This window comes from Dethiosulfovibrio faecalis, assembly GCF_021568795.1.
Taxonomy (GTDB): domain Bacteria; phylum Synergistota; class Synergistia; order Synergistales; family Dethiosulfovibrionaceae; genus Dethiosulfovibrio; species Dethiosulfovibrio faecalis.
This window is the reverse complement of the sequence record NZ_JAKGUE010000007.1, coordinates 89,836-107,385: the sequence shown is the minus strand read 5'-3', so window position 1 is coordinate 107,385 and position 17,550 is coordinate 89,836. Positions and strand designations below refer to the sequence as shown.

The window sequence follows — 17,550 nt, the reverse complement described above, 5'->3', positions numbered from 1 at the left end:
TCGTGACCTGAAAAATGGAGAACTGGCTTCCCATGGCATCCTGCCATTCGTTCACCATAACCTCGTTTCCTGTGATGAGTTTGAGACCGTCGTCCATGACGAATATCTTCTGGACCTCTCTATCTCCGACCGGAACCACGTCCTCGTTTTCGAAGGTTCTCTTTCCGGACAGCCTCTGTACCACTATGTTGACGAATGATTCGTTGGCCTTTCTGAGAGAGTCTATCTCCTGAGATGCTCCGATCTGTAGGCTTTCGACGAAGCCAAGACCTCCGTCGTCTATTGTATCCCCCATCATCCTACCGGACCTCACCGACGCCACCGTGACGACGACGGCCATCAGGAGGGCTATCATGACGCCGACCACCAAGGTAACCTGTATCCCAACGGACAAACCACGTGCTTCATCTGCTCGAGCCATAAAATAGTCCTCCTCTTCCAAACCCTATCTCTAATCTAAAAAGCGGACACAAGAAGAGTCTAAAGAATCACATTCGACATGTCAATCACATCAAACTACAGAGGAGGATAGACTCTAGGCTACCTCTGACCGGATTTCATGCCGAGAGATTCTATCAACTCCACGTCGTCCTTTGCGGAGCTGCCCGTCGTGGTGAGATAATCGCCGGTCAGAAGGCCTCCTATCCCTCCTACGAGCCCTATGGACACGGCTTCTCCAAGGAGAGAGCGGCCTCCGGCATAACGGACCGTCGCACCGGGTACGGCTATCTGCATCACAGCCCCCCACCGCAGCACCGTCTCTGGGTCGACAGGAGCCGCTCCTTCCAATGGAGTTCCCTCTATGGGCATGAGGATATTCAGAGGAATGGAGTCCACCTCCAGCCCAGAGAGAAGAGCGACCATCTCCGCCCTGTCTCTATCGGTCTCCCCCATCCCTAAAAGGCCGCCGGAACACAGCTCCAGCCCGGCCGCCCTGGCGGCACAGAGGGTACGCAGCTTCTCCTCTATGCCATGAGTGGTGCATATCGAGGGGAAAAACCCCGGCCCGGTCTCCAGATTGCAGTGATAACGGGACACTCCGGCCGACGCCAGTCTCCTCAACTGCCCCTCGTCCAGTAACCCGTGGGAACCGCAGAGGCTCAGCCCCACCTCGTTCGAGACGACCTCGTAAATTCCGCAGAGACGATCCAGATCTCGGTCGGTCAGGGTCCTGCCGCTGGTGACCAACGACAACCTATGGATCCCGGAATCGCGGCAACTCCTGGCGATGGACATAACCTCATCCAGAGAGAGAAAAGAGGATCGGCATCCCGTGTCCCATCTTACAGATTGAGCGCAGAAGGCACAGTCCTCGCTGCACCCTCCGGATCTGGCGTTGACTATGGAACAGAACTCTATTCCGTCCCCTCCCATCCTGCGTACCGAATCCGCCCTTTCCAAAAGGTCTTTCAGCTTTCCTCTCGATAGATCCAACAGAGACTCTATATCCCAGACCATGATTGTCAACCACACCCTCTACTCAAGATGACAGACAAGATAACACTACCGGCGGGATAGTTCAACTGAATCACCGAAGATGGTTGCTGGACTACACCACAAAAATAGTTATAATGACGATGAACAATACTTAGCACGAGAGGGAGGATGAAGATGGCCGACTATCACGGCATGTGGGAAGATCTGAACATAGATCTCAAGACTCACGATCTTTTATGCGACGCTCTTCCACCGCTTTACGAGGGGATATACCTGGATCAGGAGAATAGACCCGAATCCATGGACTATTTCAACATGGTGGTCGCAGAAGTTCACGGAGCCAGGATCAAGGAACTGATGGATTTCAAGGCCGAGGGGAACAAGGTAGTAGGAGCATTTTGCATCTACGTACCGGAAGAGTTGGTCCTTGCCGCAGGATCCCAGCTGGTGGGTCTATGCGCCGGTTCGGAATTTTGGGTTCCGCCGGGAGAAAAGGTTCTCCCCAGAAACACCTGCCCTCTCGTCAAGGCAGGGGTAGGAGCCCGAATATCCAGAACCTGCCCCTATTTTCAGAGCGTCGACCTGATCGTAGGTGAAAACACCTGCGACGGAAAGAAGAAAGCCTGGGAAATCCTGGCCGAAGAGGCACCTATGTACGTCATGGACATACCCAACGTAAAATCCCAATCCGGCATGGCCTTATGGAAAAGCGAGGTAAAATCTCTCTCCGAAGAGCTGGAGAAATTAACGGGGAAAACCGTAACGGCCTCCAACTTGAAAGAGGCTATCGAAAAAGTAAACGCGAAGAGAAAGGCTCTTCAGAAACTGAACGAACTGAGAAAAGGCGACGTAGTTCCCATATCGGGAAAGGACGCCCTTTTGGTCAGCGAAATAGCCTTCTACGACGACGTCGATCGTTTCGTTGAAAAAGTTCAGGTATTAACCGACGAATGCGTCGAAAGAGTTCAAAAAGGCGAATCCCCCTTCACCTCCGGGGCAAAGAGGATAATGGTAACGGGTTCTCCGTTGGTCCTGCCGAACTGGAAACTGCATCATCTCGTAGAGAGCACGGGTAACCCCGTCGTCGTTGAAGAAAATTGCACGGGAACCCGTTATTACGAACAGATGGTGGACGGCTCTCCGTCGAACCTAGAGGGACTCATGGACAACCTGGCCTCGAGATATATAGACAACATCCACTGCGCCTGTTTCACCCCCAACGACGGAAGGCTCGACGACATCGTCAGGCTGGCCAAGGAATACAGGGTGGACGGCATAATAGACTATTCTCTCTCGTTCTGCACCACCTATCTGACCGAGGGAACCAAGGTAAGAGATAGACTCAAGGAAGAGGGCATACCGGTACTGAGCCTGGAAACGGGATACGAATCAGGAGACGAAGGACAGCTCAAGACCCGCATAGAGGCGTTCATAGAGACCCTTGAGTGAAAAAGCCTACGCCCTTTTCCAGACCCAGTCGGACGCTCAGAGACTTCACAAGGTCCTCAGGGAGAGGAAGATTTCACACGACGTATCCCCCACACCGAGAGACCTCTCGAGATCATGCGGGATGGCACTCAGATTTTCGATAACGGAAATAGCCGCCGTTTCCCGTATCGCCGAATCCATAAAAGTCCCCATAGAGATAGCGAAGAGGGGCTGAGCGATCGCTCAGCCCCTCTTCGCTATCGTAATCATCAAGACCGTCTTTCGTTCACCGGCCAATCGAAAAGATCCGGTATGTTCGCCATCTCGTGGATTTCCTCTCGGTTCGAAAGCCCAGAGGAAGCCAGGGATATCTTGGCGGGAGCAGCCTGCCCTATCCCCATGGCTATGGCACCGCAGAGCATCATTGTGCTAACCCCTCTGGTTATCCTCTGTCTCAGGGCCTTGGACAGCCCGTCCAGATCCAACAAAGGCAGGGGACCTTTCTGTTCCCCGCCGTATCTGGCCCTCAAAGCCTGAAGCTGGGCCAGAAGCCTCTCGTCCTCCAGATCCGACGCCCCCTTCAGGAGCCGATCGATCCTCTTCAAGTCCGCCTTGTCGAGCCTGATTATCTTTCTATCGAGACTCCGAAGCTCCTTCTCGGCGGCCTTTTGCTCAAAGCCATCCAATCGATCCATCTCGGACGCAAGATGCTCCATTCTCTCCATATACCTTACCCCGAGGCTCTCGTGCTCCACGAAAAGGTCGAGATCCTCGCTTAAAGTACTGATGGTCATCTCGATACCTCCGTATTCCACAACGATATGTTCCATTGTACGATAATCATACACCGAAAACCTCCTGAGGACATCGGTCCTTTTACCTACCCTAAAACCGTTGATGTAGCTAGATGAAGGTGCTAAAATGGGGATATATTAGGACCAAGTCTTAAAAACAGATCCTCACAAAGGAGAGTGACGCCATGCTCGACGTAAGGGAGATTTTTCAAGAGGGAGAGACCCTGGAGGCCAACAGGACCGTCCAGGTGGACGACACGGTGGGGAATTTCTCGGTTCATCTGAACCAACTGCTGTCCACCACCGCCTGCATAGAGCGAATGGTACGCATGTCCACAGAGATGGTGGAAGGGAGGCTGCCGGAGGGATTCATCACCGTAGGCCTCAGCTACAGCGTCCGACACGACGAGACAGCCATGCTGGGCACTGGGCTCAGCTATTTGCTCAAGCTTGAGCAGATAAAGGGAAACAGACTGGTGTTCTCCATGAAGGTGACCGATTCGATCGGAGAGGTCTTCCACGCCACCTGCGAGAGGGCGATCGTAAACCGCTACGAGCTGATCGACTCGGCCACTGAGAGGGCCAAAAAGGCCAGAGAATCCTAAGATACAGGGTCGCCCTTTCCGACCAAGGAGGGATTCCCTATCTCGACCCTGTTGCGACCGCCCTCCTTGGCCCTGTAAAGGGCGTCGTCGGCGGCCCTCAGCAGATCGTTGAGGCTGAGGTCTCCATTGGCCTGGAAGGCGGCCCCTCCGAAACTGACGGTCAGAGGTCGACCCAGGCCGAAATCGCTCTCCGATACGATCCGACGGATTCTGTCCGTGACGGGGAAAAGGTCCCGTTCGACCATATCGTCGAAGATTATTATGAATTCCTCTCCTCCCCACCGCCCAACGAGATCCACAGCTCTCACGGCATCGACGAGGATCTCGGCCAACCTGACCAGTACTCTGTCTCCGACCTGATGGCCATAGTCGTCGTTGACCCTCTTGAAGTGGTCGATGTCCCCTATGGCGACGCAAAAAGGGGCCCCTCGCCTGGCCTTGTGAACCGCCCTGTTCAGGAACTCCTCTATGCCGAAGCGATTGGCTATTCCGGTCAGGTGATCCATCTTCGAAAGTAGCTCCAGTCGTCTGTTACCCTCCTCCAAAGCTGCCTTGGCCTTTGCCAGTTCTCGGTTGAGAGCTCTCAACTGATCGTTTTTACGGACGAAACGGTAGGCTACCCCGGAAGCCGAGGCTATCAGGATTATAAGCAAGGCCACTATGGACCAAAACAGACCTCTGTCTATTCCCTTTGAAGCCAGAGGATTCCAGCGGTCAAAGATCCTGGAGCTTTCCTTCAGGTTCAAAGAAAGGACGGCTTTCTGCATTATCCCAAGCAGAATAGGGTCGTCCTTCCTTATGCCCATCCGAAGCCTGTGCTCGAAATCGTCGTGACCCCAGAGCTTCAGCGTCGTCAGCCCCTCTTCCTCTATCACCAGAGACGCCACGAGGAGAGGAGCGGAGGCGGAAAAGACCTCCCCGTTGGCCACCATGTGGAGCCCCTCTCGGTTGTTAGCCACCGGCACGATGGAGAGATCGGGATATCTCTCTCGAAGGATATCCTCTACGTTGTAACCCTTCACAACCGCAACGGTCTTTCCGGCCAAATCCACGAAACCTGCCAAATCCGACACGTCGTCTTTGGTGACTATCACGGCTGGGTTTATGACGTACGGAGAGGTAAAACCCAGATATTCCTCTCGATCCTCGGTCCTGTTAAGCAAAGGGATCACGTCGGAGCTGCCGGCCTTGACGAACTCCAGGGTCTCCTCCCAAGATCTAGTGGGAACCAACTCCATGGCGACTCCCAACTTTCCGGAGAGGAGCTTGAGATAATCCGCCCCGACGCCACGATATTCGCCGGATTCGTCTATCCATTCATAGGGAGCCCAGGAGGGGTCCACGGAAAAACGGATGGGGCCCAGCTTCTCGAGGTATTCTCGCTCCTCCTCCGAGAGAGGCACGGAGGCATCCACGTAGAGCAAGCCGTCGGAGGTCTCGGAAAAGACTACGGAGCAGTTGAAAGACACCCATGAGAGTACCGCCACGAAGACCAAGCGCATGACCCTACTCACGTAAATCCCCCCTTATTTATCATGATATCACGTAAACTCGCCGAAAAAAAAGCCGAGGTAGGGGGCTTGAGCCCCCTACCTCGGCCTGAGCTTCCGATCAGAGTCGGGCCAAACCTCTGTCCTCTTTCTTCAGCTTGAACCGTTTCACCAGCGACATCATGGAGGAGGCCCCTTCGGCCATAGCCTGAGCCTCCAGAGAGACCCCCTCGGAGGCTTTCGCGGTCTCCTCCGAGGCCCCTCTTATGGCCTCCATCATGCGAACGGTGTCGAAGTTGGCGTTGGTGACCTGATCTATCGAGGAGGTCATCTCCTCCGACGAGGCGGCCTGTTCCTGGGCCACGGCTGCGATGTTCTGTATGGCCTCGTTGACCTCTCTGGTCATCTCCAAAGACCGGTTCAACTCCTCCTGGGCTCCCCTGGCGGATTCGACCGCCTCGGACAGGATCGAACCGGTCCTCTCGGTGGCCTCTATGGACTCACCCGAGTGTTCCTCAAGCTCGACTATTATCTTGGCGACCTTGTCGGCCGACAGGGCCGATTCCTCCGCAAGCTTGCGGACCTCCTCGGCGACCACGGCGAATCCTCGGCCGGCCTCTCCGGCCCGGGCGGCCTCTATGGCGGCGTTAAGGGCCAACAGGTTCGTCTGGTCCGCTATCCTGGTGATGTCCCCTACGAAACCGCTGATGGAATCCACCGATCCTGCCAGTTCTCTTATACGACCTATGCTTTCCCTGGACACCTCGCCGGCCTCCTCCATCTTGTGGATGGTTTCCTCCACCTTACCCACCGCTTTTTGGGTCTCCTCGGCGCTTTTCTGGGATGCCTCGGCTCCTTCGGTGGCAGACGAGGCAGACATCTGCGCGCTCTCCGCCACCTCCTGCACGGAAGCCCCGCTTTCCTGCAAAGCCGCCGAGTTGCTCTCAGCCAAAGAGGCTACCTTCTCGACGGACGAACGGATCTCCTCCATGGAGGCGTTGGCCTCCTCGGAGAGGGCCGCCAAACTGGTGGACCTGTCTGAGACCGACTGAGCTTCCTCTACCACCGAGCCGACTATGTCGCGAAGCCCCTCGACCATCTCGGAGAGGGAATCGGCCATACGGCCAACCTCGTCGCCGGAGGAGGTCTGGAACTCGTCCCTGGTTATAGTGAGGTCGCCGTCCTTTGCCCTGCTCGCCAAGAGGGAGGCCGTTTTTATGGGACGCACCACTCTACCCACGAAGAACAGGACTACTCCGGCCAGCACCGCCAGGGCCGCTACTCCGACCATGATTCCCATGGTCATTATAGAGTCCGCCTCCTGATATATCATGTCGTAGGGCAAGGCGATCTGCACCGACCAGGGCGATCCGTATCTGTCCACATCCACTGGCTGGAAGGTCTCGTATATGTCCACTCCTGAGACGTCGGACACGACCGAACGATTGAAGTTCTTTCCGTCTCGGATGGCAGAGAGGGCCTCTCCGTCCGATACGGTGGTGCCAACCAGATCTTTCTTGGGATAGGCCACATAGGTTCCCTTGTCAGAAAGCAGCCCGGCATATCCGGTCCCGAAGGGTTTTATTTCGGAGAAGACCTTCTGGAAGGTGTCCATGGATATGTCCACCCCGACCACTCCTATGACCTTTCCACCCAGCTTAACCGGAACGCAGAGAGATGTCATCATGACCATCTTGCCCCCTACCTCCCATTCGGCCGGATCTGCTATTACTACATTTCCAGACGTCAGAGGCAATTGATAATACTCGGCAGTCTCATAACCCACGCAGGGATCGTGCAGTATATCGCCGCCGGAACGCACCAGATAGGGGATATAGCGTCCGGTATCGTCGTGTCCCTCGGCACCGACGAACTCCGAGTCCCTGCCGTCGAAGACGTTAGGCTCGAAGACTGCCCAGGCTCCGAAAAGTTGGGGATTGGACTCCAAGGTGGATCGAAGAAGAGCCACCCCGGCGTCCCTGTCGGACCTTTCACGACCGACCATCATGGAAAACTGTATCGACAGGTCCCTGGCGTGGGTCAGAGCCCTGCCAAGATACTCGGAGACCTGAACCCCGTACCTCTGAGCCGTCTCCTCTCCGAGACTGTAGGCGTTTTCAAGGGCCATCGACCTGGCCCGATAGGTCAGTATTCCCACGGCCGACGAAAAGGCCAAAAACGAGATCGTCAGGATCACCGTCAGAAGCTTGGTCTTCAGACTCCAGTTTCTCATGTTCGATCGCCCTCCTCATGTTCAGAGACATCATCCCTGTATGCTTATCTAAAAATACCCCCTTGTATTTTACATCAAGGGGGATAGGGCTATCAAAGATCTTATGCGACTAAAAGAGCCGTGTCTTTAGTAATGGCTTTCAACGCCTTCTCCATTTTCCAACAGCTCGACCAGGAAGGGAGGAAGGGCGAAGGACGCCCTGTGGACGTCGGAGGTGTAGTACTTGAGTCCCTTGGGGGCCTCCCTCAGCGGCTTCGACGGATCGTGCCTCTTCGAGCCTATGGCATATACCCACATCCCAGAGGGATAGGTGGGCATGAAGCCCAGATAGGGATGTACGGAAGGAAAGACCTCCTTCATGGCACGATAGGCCGGGACCATTATGGCGGCGTCGGTGAAGGGCGATTCTATGTGGGTCACCATGAAGCCGTCGTCGGACAGAGCATCCCACACGTCCCTGTAGAAGGGCGACTGGAAGAGTCCTGCCGCCATGTCCACCGGATCGGTGGCGTCGACTATTATCACGTCGAACTCCCCTCGATGGTCCTTCATGTAGACCATGGCGTCCATAGGCCTTATCTCCGCCTTGGGATCGTCCATGGCACAGCTCAAGGTCGGAAAGAACTCCCTGGAGGTGTTTATTACCTCCTCGTCTATGTCCACCAGAACGGCCTTTTCAACCGACTCGTGTTTTACCGCCTCTCTGAGCGAGCCACCGTCTCCGCCTCCGACGACGAGGACCTTTTTAGGGTTGGGATGGGAACAGAGGGGCACGTGGGCCATCATCTCGTGATAGCAGAACTCGTCCTTCTCCGTCACCTGAATTGCCCCGTCCAGGACCAGCATACGGCCGTACTCGGCGGTCTCCAGTGCCAGCAGGGATTGATAGGGAGTCTCCTTCCGAACCAGCTCTCCCGTCACCCTCAGGGACAGGCGCAGATGTTTGGTGGACTCCTCGGTAAACCACACTTCGTTGTGTCTCTTCTCTCGGGAAATCATGGCGAATAACCCCTTTCGATGCTTTTATGCCGAAAAAAGAACCCCCGGCACAGACATTGTACAGTCTGGCACCGGGGGTGTACATCTTGATCTCATCGCACTTCTCTTCTGAGAGTCATCGAATCCTTTGTCAATATCAAAGTTTTTTGCGCAGCATATCCACCTGATCGGAGTAATATCGGTGTATCTTGGTGCGGTAGGAGGTTATGCTCTTACCCCTGTATATATCCAGGGCCTTGTCCACGTTTCCTCCTCTTTTGAGGGCATCCCTCAACATATAGCAGCCGACGTATATGTTAGGTTTGGAATGGAGCAGCTTCGAGGCGGATTTTACCGTGGGGAATACCCTGGGGATCCACTTTCTGTTGGCCTTCCAGTTTATCTGCATCAGACCGTAGGCCTTGCCGCTCTTGGCCCTCACCTTTACGGTGGACTCCTTCACTATGATAGAGGACACCAGAAAGGGATCCACGCCGTATTTTCCGGAGATGGCCTCCACCAAAGACGCGTAGGTCCTTGCCGCCTTGGCACTGATGCCGGGGTTCTTCGCCTTGAAATAGGAGGTCATGACCGACACCCTGGCCTTGGCGTAGCGTTTGGACCGGTGTTTTTCCATGTAGTTCCAGGCCGGACTGTTCCGGAAGACCCAGCTGTAGGACTCCGCGGCGTGAGGCAACACCAGTGTCGATAAGATCACAGTCAAGATCACCCACAGTGCAGTCCGAGACGCTCTTAACGGCGAAACCGCTCTAGTCTTCACGGGATACCCCTCCTTCCAGTTGATTCAGCATTGACAAAGCCGCTATCTCCTTTCGTACCATCTCCTCCACCGAGGCCATAAGCTCCTGCTCCAGAGCGGCCCATTCTCTTCTCACCCCGTCTTGAAGGCCGTCGGAGATGGCCTTTCTGGACCTCGCGACGGCCTTCTCCACCGTCCCTTCCGATACGACGGCTCGTGCCATCATCTTAGGTATCGATATGTCCCTAAACCCTTTCCTTATCCTCTCCCGACCCAACGCGTAACCGCCGAGACCTATGACTCCGCCCAGGAGCAGTCCGGGCAGGCCCGAGGCTATGAGGGCCATTCCTCCTCCGCCACAGATAGAGGCGACCACGGCTCCGGCCAGGACAGCTGCGACCCTGTCCATTCCGGAGGACAGTCCCGCCACGGGGGATATGCCGCTCATGTCCAGGGCGGACAAAACATCCGGCCCCTCCTCTCCGAGGGCGAGTTCCAGATGTCTCGGCATGGACCGTACTCCGTTTTTCCTGAACCAGAGAGCCAGCTTTTCCAGCACCATGACGGGGATCTTCTCCGAGGCCGACCTGAGATGATCCGTCACCTTACGGTCGACCGAGTCCTTTCTGTCCTCCATGGCGGAGATCACCCTCTTTTCGAAGGCGGAGATCTTCCCTCCGGCTCTGCGGAATTCCTCCAGGGCGGGGATTACAGCCTCTCCGACCAGAAGGGACGCCACGTCGTCGGACGCACGGTCCACAGTGTCCTCCAGCACAGGATCGATCACGTCGGTCCGGATCTCCTCCACGAAACGATGCAGATCTCTCCGGAGCGACGACAGGGTCTGACCGTTTTTGTTCTTCAGCGCCGGGAACAGAGCCAGACCTCGGGAGACGACCCCGTAGGGCTGATCGCTCCTTATCAGCCTGGCCTCGGGCATGATCCTCTGTACGAGGTCCGACACGAAGGGCCAGAGACTGCTTCCCCCCGCCAATATGACCGAATCCGCTCCGTCGCAGCCCAGGATGAGGCCCCCAAGTCGAGTGACCAGGTTTTCCGGACAGTCCGAGCCGGGACAGTCTCCCCCTATTGAACGGATCATGTCCTCGGTGGGACGATAGTCGGAGATCCTCTCCATGAACTCGTCCCATCCCAGCCTTCGGATGCCGCCGTAGGCTCCGGCGGTCCCGCTCCACAGAACCGACCTGTCCCGGGCCATGGTCGTGGAGAAGCTCTCTTTTAGGATCCTGCTCCAATACCAGTGGACGAAGTAGGACGTTCCCTCGTCCATACTCTCCTCCAGACCGGGGTTCCTCTCGCAGAGGATCCGAAAGAACAGGTCGTCGAAAAGCCTTCCTCCCAGGGACCAGTCTCCCCAGGACGATCGAACCGACAGCCCCTCCAGGGAGGCCAGATCGCAGGTGCCTCCTCCGAAGTCCAGCACCAGCACCCGTCCCATGGCCTCCGACGGCGCCATGTCCCTCTGGGAGATATGGTAGAGCAGGGCCCCGAGAGGCTCCTCCAGGGTCTTCACCCTACCGTAACCGGCATCGAAGGCGGCGGAGGTCAATGCGTCGAGGTAGGATCCGCCGGCCTGACAGGGAACCCCGAAATAGACCTCTCTGGAGCGTGGATCGAAGGGGATGTGCCTGGCCTCGGCCTCCTCCCTAACGGAGGACAGAAAGGCCACGGCGGCCCTGTAGCTCTCACGGTCCCTGTCTATCTCGGGCTTGAAACGGGTTACCAGTTTAAGGGATCGTCTCTCCTCCTCGGTGGCCTCTCCCCAGGTGTTCAGGGCAATGGACCCCACCAGAGGGGATCTTCCCTCTCGGTAGAGCACCACCGTGTCCATCCCGGTACGGTCCGCGATGAAATCCACAGGGGAGGGCAGAAGCTCGTCAGAAGGACACTTGCAGAAATAGGAGTTGGAGGTACCGAAGTCGACCGCCAGAACCGGCCTGGTCATCTCGAGGACCTCCGTCGCACAAGGCCCTTGACGACCAGAGATCCGTCTCTGAAGACCGGAGCTCTCTCAACCGTCACAGGGGTGCCCTCCTCGTAGTGTCCGAAGCTCTCGTAGGTCTCGAATAACTCGGAGCTCCATACCATGGTCGAAGCGGCAGGAGAATCGACTCCGGGGCGGTAAGTCGACGGACCTCCGTATCCCCGGTTCTCTCCCTCTATCAGGAGAGCCTCCACCGCCGTCTCCAGCTGGTCCCTAGGGACGGCCTTCAGATCGGTCAGGGCCCTCCCTATCCAGAGATCGTCCGAACCCCTCCTTGAATCCTCTTCTCCGTCCTCCACGGCCCTGTCGATCCTCTCCCTTGCGACGGACAACATCGTCTCGAGCCGCCTCTCCATCTCCTTCAGGTCGACCGATTCGGTCTTTCTACGGAAGAAGGACAGCCCAGTAGCCCCGAGAGCCGTACCCAGAAACAGGGGGAAGTCCCCTGTCATCCCCAGGGAGGTCAGGGCGGGGGAGACGACAAGCCAACCCAACATGGCTCCTATGAAGACCGGTGCGGCGCTCCAGACCCGGTCGAATCCGTATAGATAGGGGGTGTCTCCCGGGTCCATCTCCAGAGGAGCCAGCCTTATAGCGCCCTCTCTATCCGGGTTTTCCAAAGCCATGTCGTCTATCATCCTGGAGAGGGCGACCCTCCAGGCTCTTTTCATCGGGTCGTCGCCGGGAAGGGATCGTTTAGCCTCCTCCAATCCCTCCCGGACGGCCGATCTATAGAGATCTTCCATGTTAACGCCTCCGAACTCGTCTTCTGATTTCAAGGCACCTCTAAAAACTCACGCCCGAGGTTTTCGGAGATGCCCTTCAGACATCGCGACAGACCCTATGATACATCCTGCGGCACTTGTGGGGATAGGAACTCTGGATTATGCTGGGATATCCGAAGCGACCGATCTCGGTCGGGAAGGGGGACGTTCAATGAAGAGAAGAGGCTTTTCCGGCCTTATGGCCTTGATATTACTGCTTATATCCCTGATCCTGGGGACTTTGGTCGGTCTCATGGGCAAAAGAGGCGACGATAAAGACGAGAGAACCGATATGCCGATCTCCACTCCGGGCTACGTATCCGGCGACGCTACGGAGGAGAGAATCGCATCTCCGGTGGTGATCCCCGATCCCAAACCCCGCACGAAGCCCCGGAAGCCGACGGTGGAATCCTACAGCATAGGCGGAATAGGGTCCACCGAAAGGGTTCCGGTGGACCTTCCCGATCAGGATCCATCCGACGACCTGGCCGTCGGAGAGGAACGAGAGAGACCGTCTATAAAGCTGCCCAAGGAGCTCGAGGAGCTGGGAGACAAGATGAAAGGCCATCTGGACGCCTTCGACGAAGCTACGAGACAGGCCCTCAAGTCGGTACTGGACGCCATCGAGCTGGACGAGCTGAGCCCCGACAAGGCTACCATACGCCCGAAAGGCGACGGCCTGGAGCTGCGGTTCTCCCTGCCCACAGGGGACTAGCGCTCCGAGAGGGCGACGATACGGTCCAGAGGGATCCATGCCCCCACCACGTAACGGCCATCCCTCTCTCCTCCTAGAACCGCCACGTCCTCGAAGAGCGCTCCGTCGGTCTCGAAGGTGTCGGGAGGCTCCGTTCCTGTCAACTCGTGGGACAGAAGAGAGCAGTTGAGAAAGAGGGACACCCTGGCGGCCCTTCGAGACCTCAGCATCTCCGAGGGAGTCCCCCTATCGGGCAGAAGGGCCTCTCCCGCCACGTAGGCCAGTTCACTCTCCCAGTCGACCTCTCCGTAGCGGAAACTCTGGGTCCCTTGGACCATGCCGTTAGCCATCCAGAGTTCCGGAATCGACGGAGAGGCGGAACAGACCGAGCCAACCGCCAGGACCAGAAAGACGGCAAGAAACGGGACCCGTCTCATCTCGATCGCCTCGCTCCAACCGTCGCGGCGGTCAGATCGACCACCTCGAGCCCTCTGCCGTCCAGTATCACAGCCACGTCCTCCGCCGTTCCGTCCACCGTGACGTCGAGCTCCAGCCTGCCGGAACGGAAGGACCGACGATAGACGCCTACCACTCCGGGAGACTCCCTTAGGGCCGCCTCCAGATCCCTGACGGACCCGAAGTCCATTCCCTCCACCGAGACCCTGATCGAGCGACCGGGGACGCCGTTTCCCCCGCCGGTCAAGGCATAGGCCACCTCGTTCACCAGAGAGGAGGAGGCATTTTTCGCCGCTTCCTTGAGCCCTTTGACGGCCCCGTCCCTCTCGCTGAGCCCCTTGGATCTAACCTCCGGAACCTCCACGGCCAGACTCTGTCCGGTCTGGGCTATCACTGCCTTCAGCTTGAGAAGAGTCCTGACTCCGTATATGGTCTGACCCGACATCTTCTGGGCCGTAAAGGAGGACGACTGTCCCTTGCCGAAGATAAGGACGTCGGCGTCGAAGTATCGAGCCAGCTCGGCCAGCTCCGCTTCGTCACCGGCTATCTTGGCCGCCTCCACCCTCTTGGAGGCTATGGCGTCCAGCTGTCCCTTGTCCAGCATGAGATACCCCGCCCTCTGGAAGGCCGACTCGACCTCTCCCTCGGCGGCGGAAAGAAACGGGCGGTCATCTCCTATCATCTCGTCCACCAGGACCACCACCCTGGGATTGCCGAGGGCGTCTATCACGGCCGGACCGAGAACCCCGTCCAGAGCCGTCTCCTCCACCTCGCAGCGCCCCTTAAGGTGCAGGACTCCGTCTTCGGTACGCCACTCCTTCGATATCTCCAGATTCTTGACCAACCCTCTGGATCCGGAGAAAACCCTGTCCCTGACCACCTGGAAGTCCTTCATCTCCGTGATGCCCTCCACCCTGGCACCTATGGCCCTCTCCAGAGCGTTTCTGTAGAGCTGCCTCTTGGCCTCTTCTCTGGCCGCAGATACGTTGCCCTCAACAACCGCTGCCTCCCCCTCCGCCTCGATGGTCCGAGCCTCGGCCGTGCAGACCGAGAGGAGAATGATCGAGATCAAAACCAGAACAAGTTTTTTCATGACCTTCCCTCCTTTCCCTACTCTACTGTTTCATGGTATGGTTTTTGTGACCTGAAAGTCAACGGGGTCACATCGTGAAGAGGAACCTGCTATAATGCTTTTCAGGGAAGACTTCGAAGCCGGATTTATGCTATTATTTTCGACATAAGTCGATAGCGATGGGCAGACAGGAGAAAAATCTCCGGCGTTTGTCCGCCGGACAGCAAAAGGAGATGGGATAATGTACGAAGACGACAACATCAAGGCAAACAAGGCAGAGGAGCAAGACGAGATGGACGTCCAGGCGGACGAGTTCGTCACAGAGGAAGAGGAGCAGAATTTCGACAGCTGCTGCTGCGACTCCGACTACGACTCCTGCGAGGGGAAGAGCGAGAGCAAGGTAAAGAAATACGGCCTTCTTATTTTCGTAGTAGTGGTCTTCCTGGGTCTTTTCTCCGGGATAATGCTCAGGCTCGATCGTCTTGAGGATCAGACTGCGGCCGCCAGACAGGATGCCATAGCCTCCCAGGCCGCCGTGATGGAGTCCGCCAAGGCGATGGAAGCCCAGTTTGCCGAGGTAAAGGCCACCTTCGAGAACATCGAGAGCCGCCTCGACGTTATCGCCAAGGCCAACACCGGTGCCGTAGAGGCAGTCGAGGATATGAAGACCCTTTACAAATCCACCGACCAGCTCCTTAGGGAGACCCTGGTAGCCAGAGATCAGCTCATCAGGGAAATCATCAGCAACCTAAGACTTCCCTAAAAAAGAAAAAAACGGAGACCGATTGGATTCGGTCTCCGATTTTTTTTAGCTTACCTGGCTGTCCTCGTCTCCCAGGATAGAGGAGATCATCATGGATCGCCTTACCCCCTTGCCGTAACGGAGAACGACGTCCGGTCCGGCCCTGTCCAGTTCGTAACCAACAGCCCCCATGGCGAGAACCCTGCGATGATGCTCAACCTCTCCCGACGGAATCCTCAGGTGAAGGGGTCTGGCTATCACCATCGGATCGTCCAGATCCTGCCAGGTGATGAACCTGGTGTGTCCTCCGTAAAGTTTCTTACAGGAAACGACGTAGTATCCCTCGGCCAGTACGTTCTTCAGGCTAGCCCAGTTTCTGGGAGAGACGGTGGAGATGACGTAACGCCTGCTGGATGGGATGAAAGACCCCGATGCGGATATAAGCATCCGGTGCAGCCCGTTTCCACGGAAATCCCTGTCCACCACGACTATATCCCTCATGGCGAACTGCTCCAGGCTCCAGCTGTCCAGATACGTCCCCTCCACCACCTTGAACATATCCTCCAAGACCCAGGAAAAGACGCACAATGCCACCAAAAGGCCACCTGCCTTGACCCCGAGGGCAAACCCCTCTCCTGAGAGGTTTCTCTCTATGGAGTTCTCCGAGGCATATATATCTTCGTCGCCGACCTCCCTGTATACCCTGGAGTTCAAGGCCATAATCTCGTCGTAATCCTCCATGCCCAGACGGCATAGCCTAGCAGGTATCGGCAAGGAGCTACCGTGACGGTGAAGATAAAGAAGCTTTCTGTCTCTGTCGGACAGCATGAGACATCCCTCCTCTGAGATGTGATCCCCGCAGGACGGGGCTTTTTTAATTTTCAATCTTCAATACAACGAAGACGCCTAGACCTCCCGCTTCCGAAAGGGAAAACAGCCGATTTCGGGCAAACTCGATTTACTTTCGAAGGTAGAAAAAAGACGAGATAGAAATCACTAACAGATAAAAGCCCGAGGAAAAAGGAGGTTGTGGCAACAATCGAGCGGAAACAAGCTAAACTCCGATACAAGTATATCATATCGATCGTCATATACAACAAAACGACAGGGGGGGCGCTTGCGTTTCGCAAGCCCCCCCTGTCGTTAACGAGATATTCCGATTCAACGGGAAAAAGACGCCATGGACTCCTCCACTATGTGATCCAGCAGGTCGGGAAAGGAGAATCCACCCGCTCTGGCCGCCTTGGGAACCAAACTGTTGGAGGTCATACCGGGAACGGTGTTTACCTCCAACACGAAAGGACGATTTTTACCGTCCAGTCTTATGTCCACCCTGGAGTAGATGGAACACCCCGATACCCTGTGGGCTATCTCGGCGAACCGGGAAACCACGTCCACCACCGACGGGTCCAGAATCGCCGGAGAGACGTAACGACTGCCCCCGCCGTACTTGGATCTGTAATCATAGAAATCCCCGTCGGGAAGGATCTCCACTATCGGGAAGGCCCTGGGAATCCCTCTTTCCTCCATCACCGTCACGGTAAGCTCCCTGCCGGCCACATAGGCCTCCACCAGAGCCCTGTTCTCTAGATTCCACGCGGACCGAAGGGCCTTCCTCAGTTCGTCCTCCTCGGAGACTATGTAGGTCGCCACGGTACTGCCTCCGCAACAGGGCTTCACCACCAGGGTCCCCCATCTGGAGAGAGCCTCCACAGGAGAGGCTCCCTCGCCGGGATGGACCGCCACGCCCCAGGGGACGTCGAGCCCCGCCGCCGCGAAAGCCCCTTTGGAGAGGGTCTTGTCCATCGCAACGGCACAGCCAGACGGCCCCGAACCGGTATAGGGAACCCCCGCCATATCCAACACCGCCTGAAGCCTGCCGTCCTCGCCCCATCCTCCGTGAAGGGCCACGAAACACAGGTCGGGACGATCACCGGCCAGGAAGGAGAACAGGGCCTCAGGAGACGGCAGATCCACCAGCTCGACCGAATGGCCCTTGGCCTTCAAACCCTCGGCTACCGCCTTGCCGCTGTCCAGGGAGACTTCCCTCTCCGGAGAGTCCCCTCCGCATAAAACCGATATCCTCATAGAA

At 56.8% G+C, this 17,550-nt stretch carries 17 protein-coding genes and 1 pseudogene; 5 read left to right on the top strand and 13 right to left on the bottom strand.

Translation table 11 applies throughout. The annotated features are described in order from the left end of the window. Positions 1–421, bottom strand: a pseudogene (locus L2W58_RS07070) (methyl-accepting chemotaxis protein); the annotation flags it as partial. 119 nt (positions 422–540) lie between these two features. Next, the gene (gene bioB / locus L2W58_RS07065) at positions 541–1,473 is read right to left on the bottom strand and encodes a biotin synthase BioB (RefSeq protein ID WP_236102647.1); all 933 of its coding nucleotides are present in this window, start codon (positions 1,471–1,473) and stop codon (positions 541–543) included. 138 nt (positions 1,474–1,611) lie between these two features. Between bioB and L2W58_RS07060 the strand changes: the two genes are divergently transcribed. Both L2W58_RS07060 and L2W58_RS07055 read left to right on the top strand, forming a co-directional pair. Continuing rightward, positions 1,612–2,886: a double-cubane-cluster-containing anaerobic reductase gene (locus L2W58_RS07060; protein ID WP_236102646.1), complete on the top strand. Its 1,275-nt coding sequence runs from the start codon at positions 1,612–1,614 to the stop codon at positions 2,884–2,886. After that, positions 2,879–3,100: a putative Se/S carrier protein gene (locus L2W58_RS07055; protein WP_236102645.1), complete on the top strand. Its 222-nt coding sequence runs from the start codon at positions 2,879–2,881 to the stop codon at positions 3,098–3,100. Before L2W58_RS07060 ends, L2W58_RS07055 begins: the two co-directional genes overlap by 8 nt. A gap of 34 nt (positions 3,101–3,134) precedes the next feature. Here the strand turns inward: L2W58_RS07055 and L2W58_RS07050 are convergent, their stop codons facing one another. Beyond that, positions 3,135–3,659, bottom strand: a complete 525-nt coding sequence (locus L2W58_RS07050) for a hypothetical protein (RefSeq protein ID WP_236102644.1) — start codon at positions 3,657–3,659, stop codon at positions 3,135–3,137. A gap of 185 nt (positions 3,660–3,844) precedes the next feature. Here L2W58_RS07050 and L2W58_RS07045 point away from each other — a divergent pair, with 185 nt between their 5' ends. Next, positions 3,845–4,264 (top strand): thioesterase family protein, encoded by a 420-nt coding sequence (locus tag L2W58_RS07045; RefSeq protein ID WP_236102643.1) that lies wholly within the window; start codon positions 3,845–3,847, stop codon positions 4,262–4,264. On the opposite strand, the gene L2W58_RS07040 is transcribed toward L2W58_RS07045, so the two are convergent. The 6 genes from L2W58_RS07040 to L2W58_RS07015 form a co-directional block, all read right to left on the bottom strand. Then, complete coding sequence (locus L2W58_RS07040) at positions 4,261–5,778, bottom strand: diguanylate cyclase (protein ID WP_236102642.1); 1,518 nt, start codon at positions 5,776–5,778, stop codon at positions 4,261–4,263. The genes L2W58_RS07045 and L2W58_RS07040 overlap by 4 nt on opposite strands. Positions 5,779–5,875: 97 nt before the next feature. After that, positions 5,876–7,987 (bottom strand): methyl-accepting chemotaxis protein, encoded by a 2,112-nt coding sequence (locus L2W58_RS07035; protein WP_236102641.1) that lies wholly within the window; start codon positions 7,985–7,987, stop codon positions 5,876–5,878. A gap of 126 nt (positions 7,988–8,113) precedes the next feature. Beyond that, on the bottom strand, positions 8,114–8,986 hold the full coding sequence (speE, locus tag L2W58_RS07030; RefSeq protein ID WP_236102640.1) for a polyamine aminopropyltransferase: 873 nt from the start codon (positions 8,984–8,986) through the stop codon (positions 8,114–8,116). Between the two features lie 136 nt (positions 8,987–9,122). Continuing rightward, entirely contained in the window at positions 9,123–9,746 is a 624-nt protein-coding gene (locus L2W58_RS07025; RefSeq protein ID WP_236102639.1) for a transglycosylase SLT domain-containing protein, read from the bottom strand. Continuing rightward, positions 9,736–11,691: an Hsp70 family protein gene (locus L2W58_RS07020; RefSeq protein WP_236102638.1), complete on the bottom strand. Its 1,956-nt coding sequence runs from the start codon at positions 11,689–11,691 to the stop codon at positions 9,736–9,738. The genes L2W58_RS07025 and L2W58_RS07020 overlap by 11 nt, the downstream gene beginning before the upstream one ends. Continuing rightward, positions 11,688–12,476, bottom strand: a complete 789-nt coding sequence (locus L2W58_RS07015; protein WP_236102637.1) for a hypothetical protein — start codon at positions 12,474–12,476, stop codon at positions 11,688–11,690. The genes L2W58_RS07020 and L2W58_RS07015 overlap by 4 nt, the downstream gene beginning before the upstream one ends. A gap of 190 nt (positions 12,477–12,666) precedes the next feature. On the opposite strand from L2W58_RS07015, the gene L2W58_RS07010 reads away from it, so the two are divergent. Beyond that, entirely contained in the window at positions 12,667–13,209 is a 543-nt protein-coding gene (locus L2W58_RS07010; protein ID WP_236102636.1) for a hypothetical protein, read from the top strand. Here the strand turns inward: L2W58_RS07010 and L2W58_RS07005 are convergent. Continuing rightward, positions 13,206–13,625: a hypothetical protein gene (locus L2W58_RS07005; protein WP_236102635.1), complete on the bottom strand. Its 420-nt coding sequence runs from the start codon at positions 13,623–13,625 to the stop codon at positions 13,206–13,208. The genes L2W58_RS07010 and L2W58_RS07005 overlap by 4 nt on opposite strands. Continuing rightward, positions 13,622–14,737: a hypothetical protein gene (locus L2W58_RS07000; protein ID WP_236102634.1), complete on the bottom strand. Its 1,116-nt coding sequence runs from the start codon at positions 14,735–14,737 to the stop codon at positions 13,622–13,624. Before L2W58_RS07000 ends, L2W58_RS07005 begins: the two co-directional genes overlap by 4 nt. Before the next feature lie 220 nt (positions 14,738–14,957). Here L2W58_RS07000 and L2W58_RS06995 point away from each other — a divergent pair, with 220 nt between their 5' ends. Next, positions 14,958–15,479, top strand: coding sequence for a hypothetical protein (locus tag L2W58_RS06995; RefSeq protein WP_236102633.1), 522 nt, complete (start codon positions 14,958–14,960; stop codon positions 15,477–15,479). Positions 15,480–15,524: 45 nt separating this feature from the next. On the opposite strand, the gene L2W58_RS06990 is transcribed toward L2W58_RS06995, so the two are convergent. After that, positions 15,525–16,286, bottom strand: coding sequence for a hypothetical protein (locus tag L2W58_RS06990; protein ID WP_236102632.1), 762 nt, complete (start codon positions 16,284–16,286; stop codon positions 15,525–15,527). 333 nt (positions 16,287–16,619) lie between these two features. Beyond that, positions 16,620–17,546, bottom strand: a complete 927-nt coding sequence (locus L2W58_RS06985) for a D-alanine--D-alanine ligase family protein (protein ID WP_236102631.1) — start codon at positions 17,544–17,546, stop codon at positions 16,620–16,622. Between the last annotated feature and the right edge of the window lie 4 nt (positions 17,547–17,550).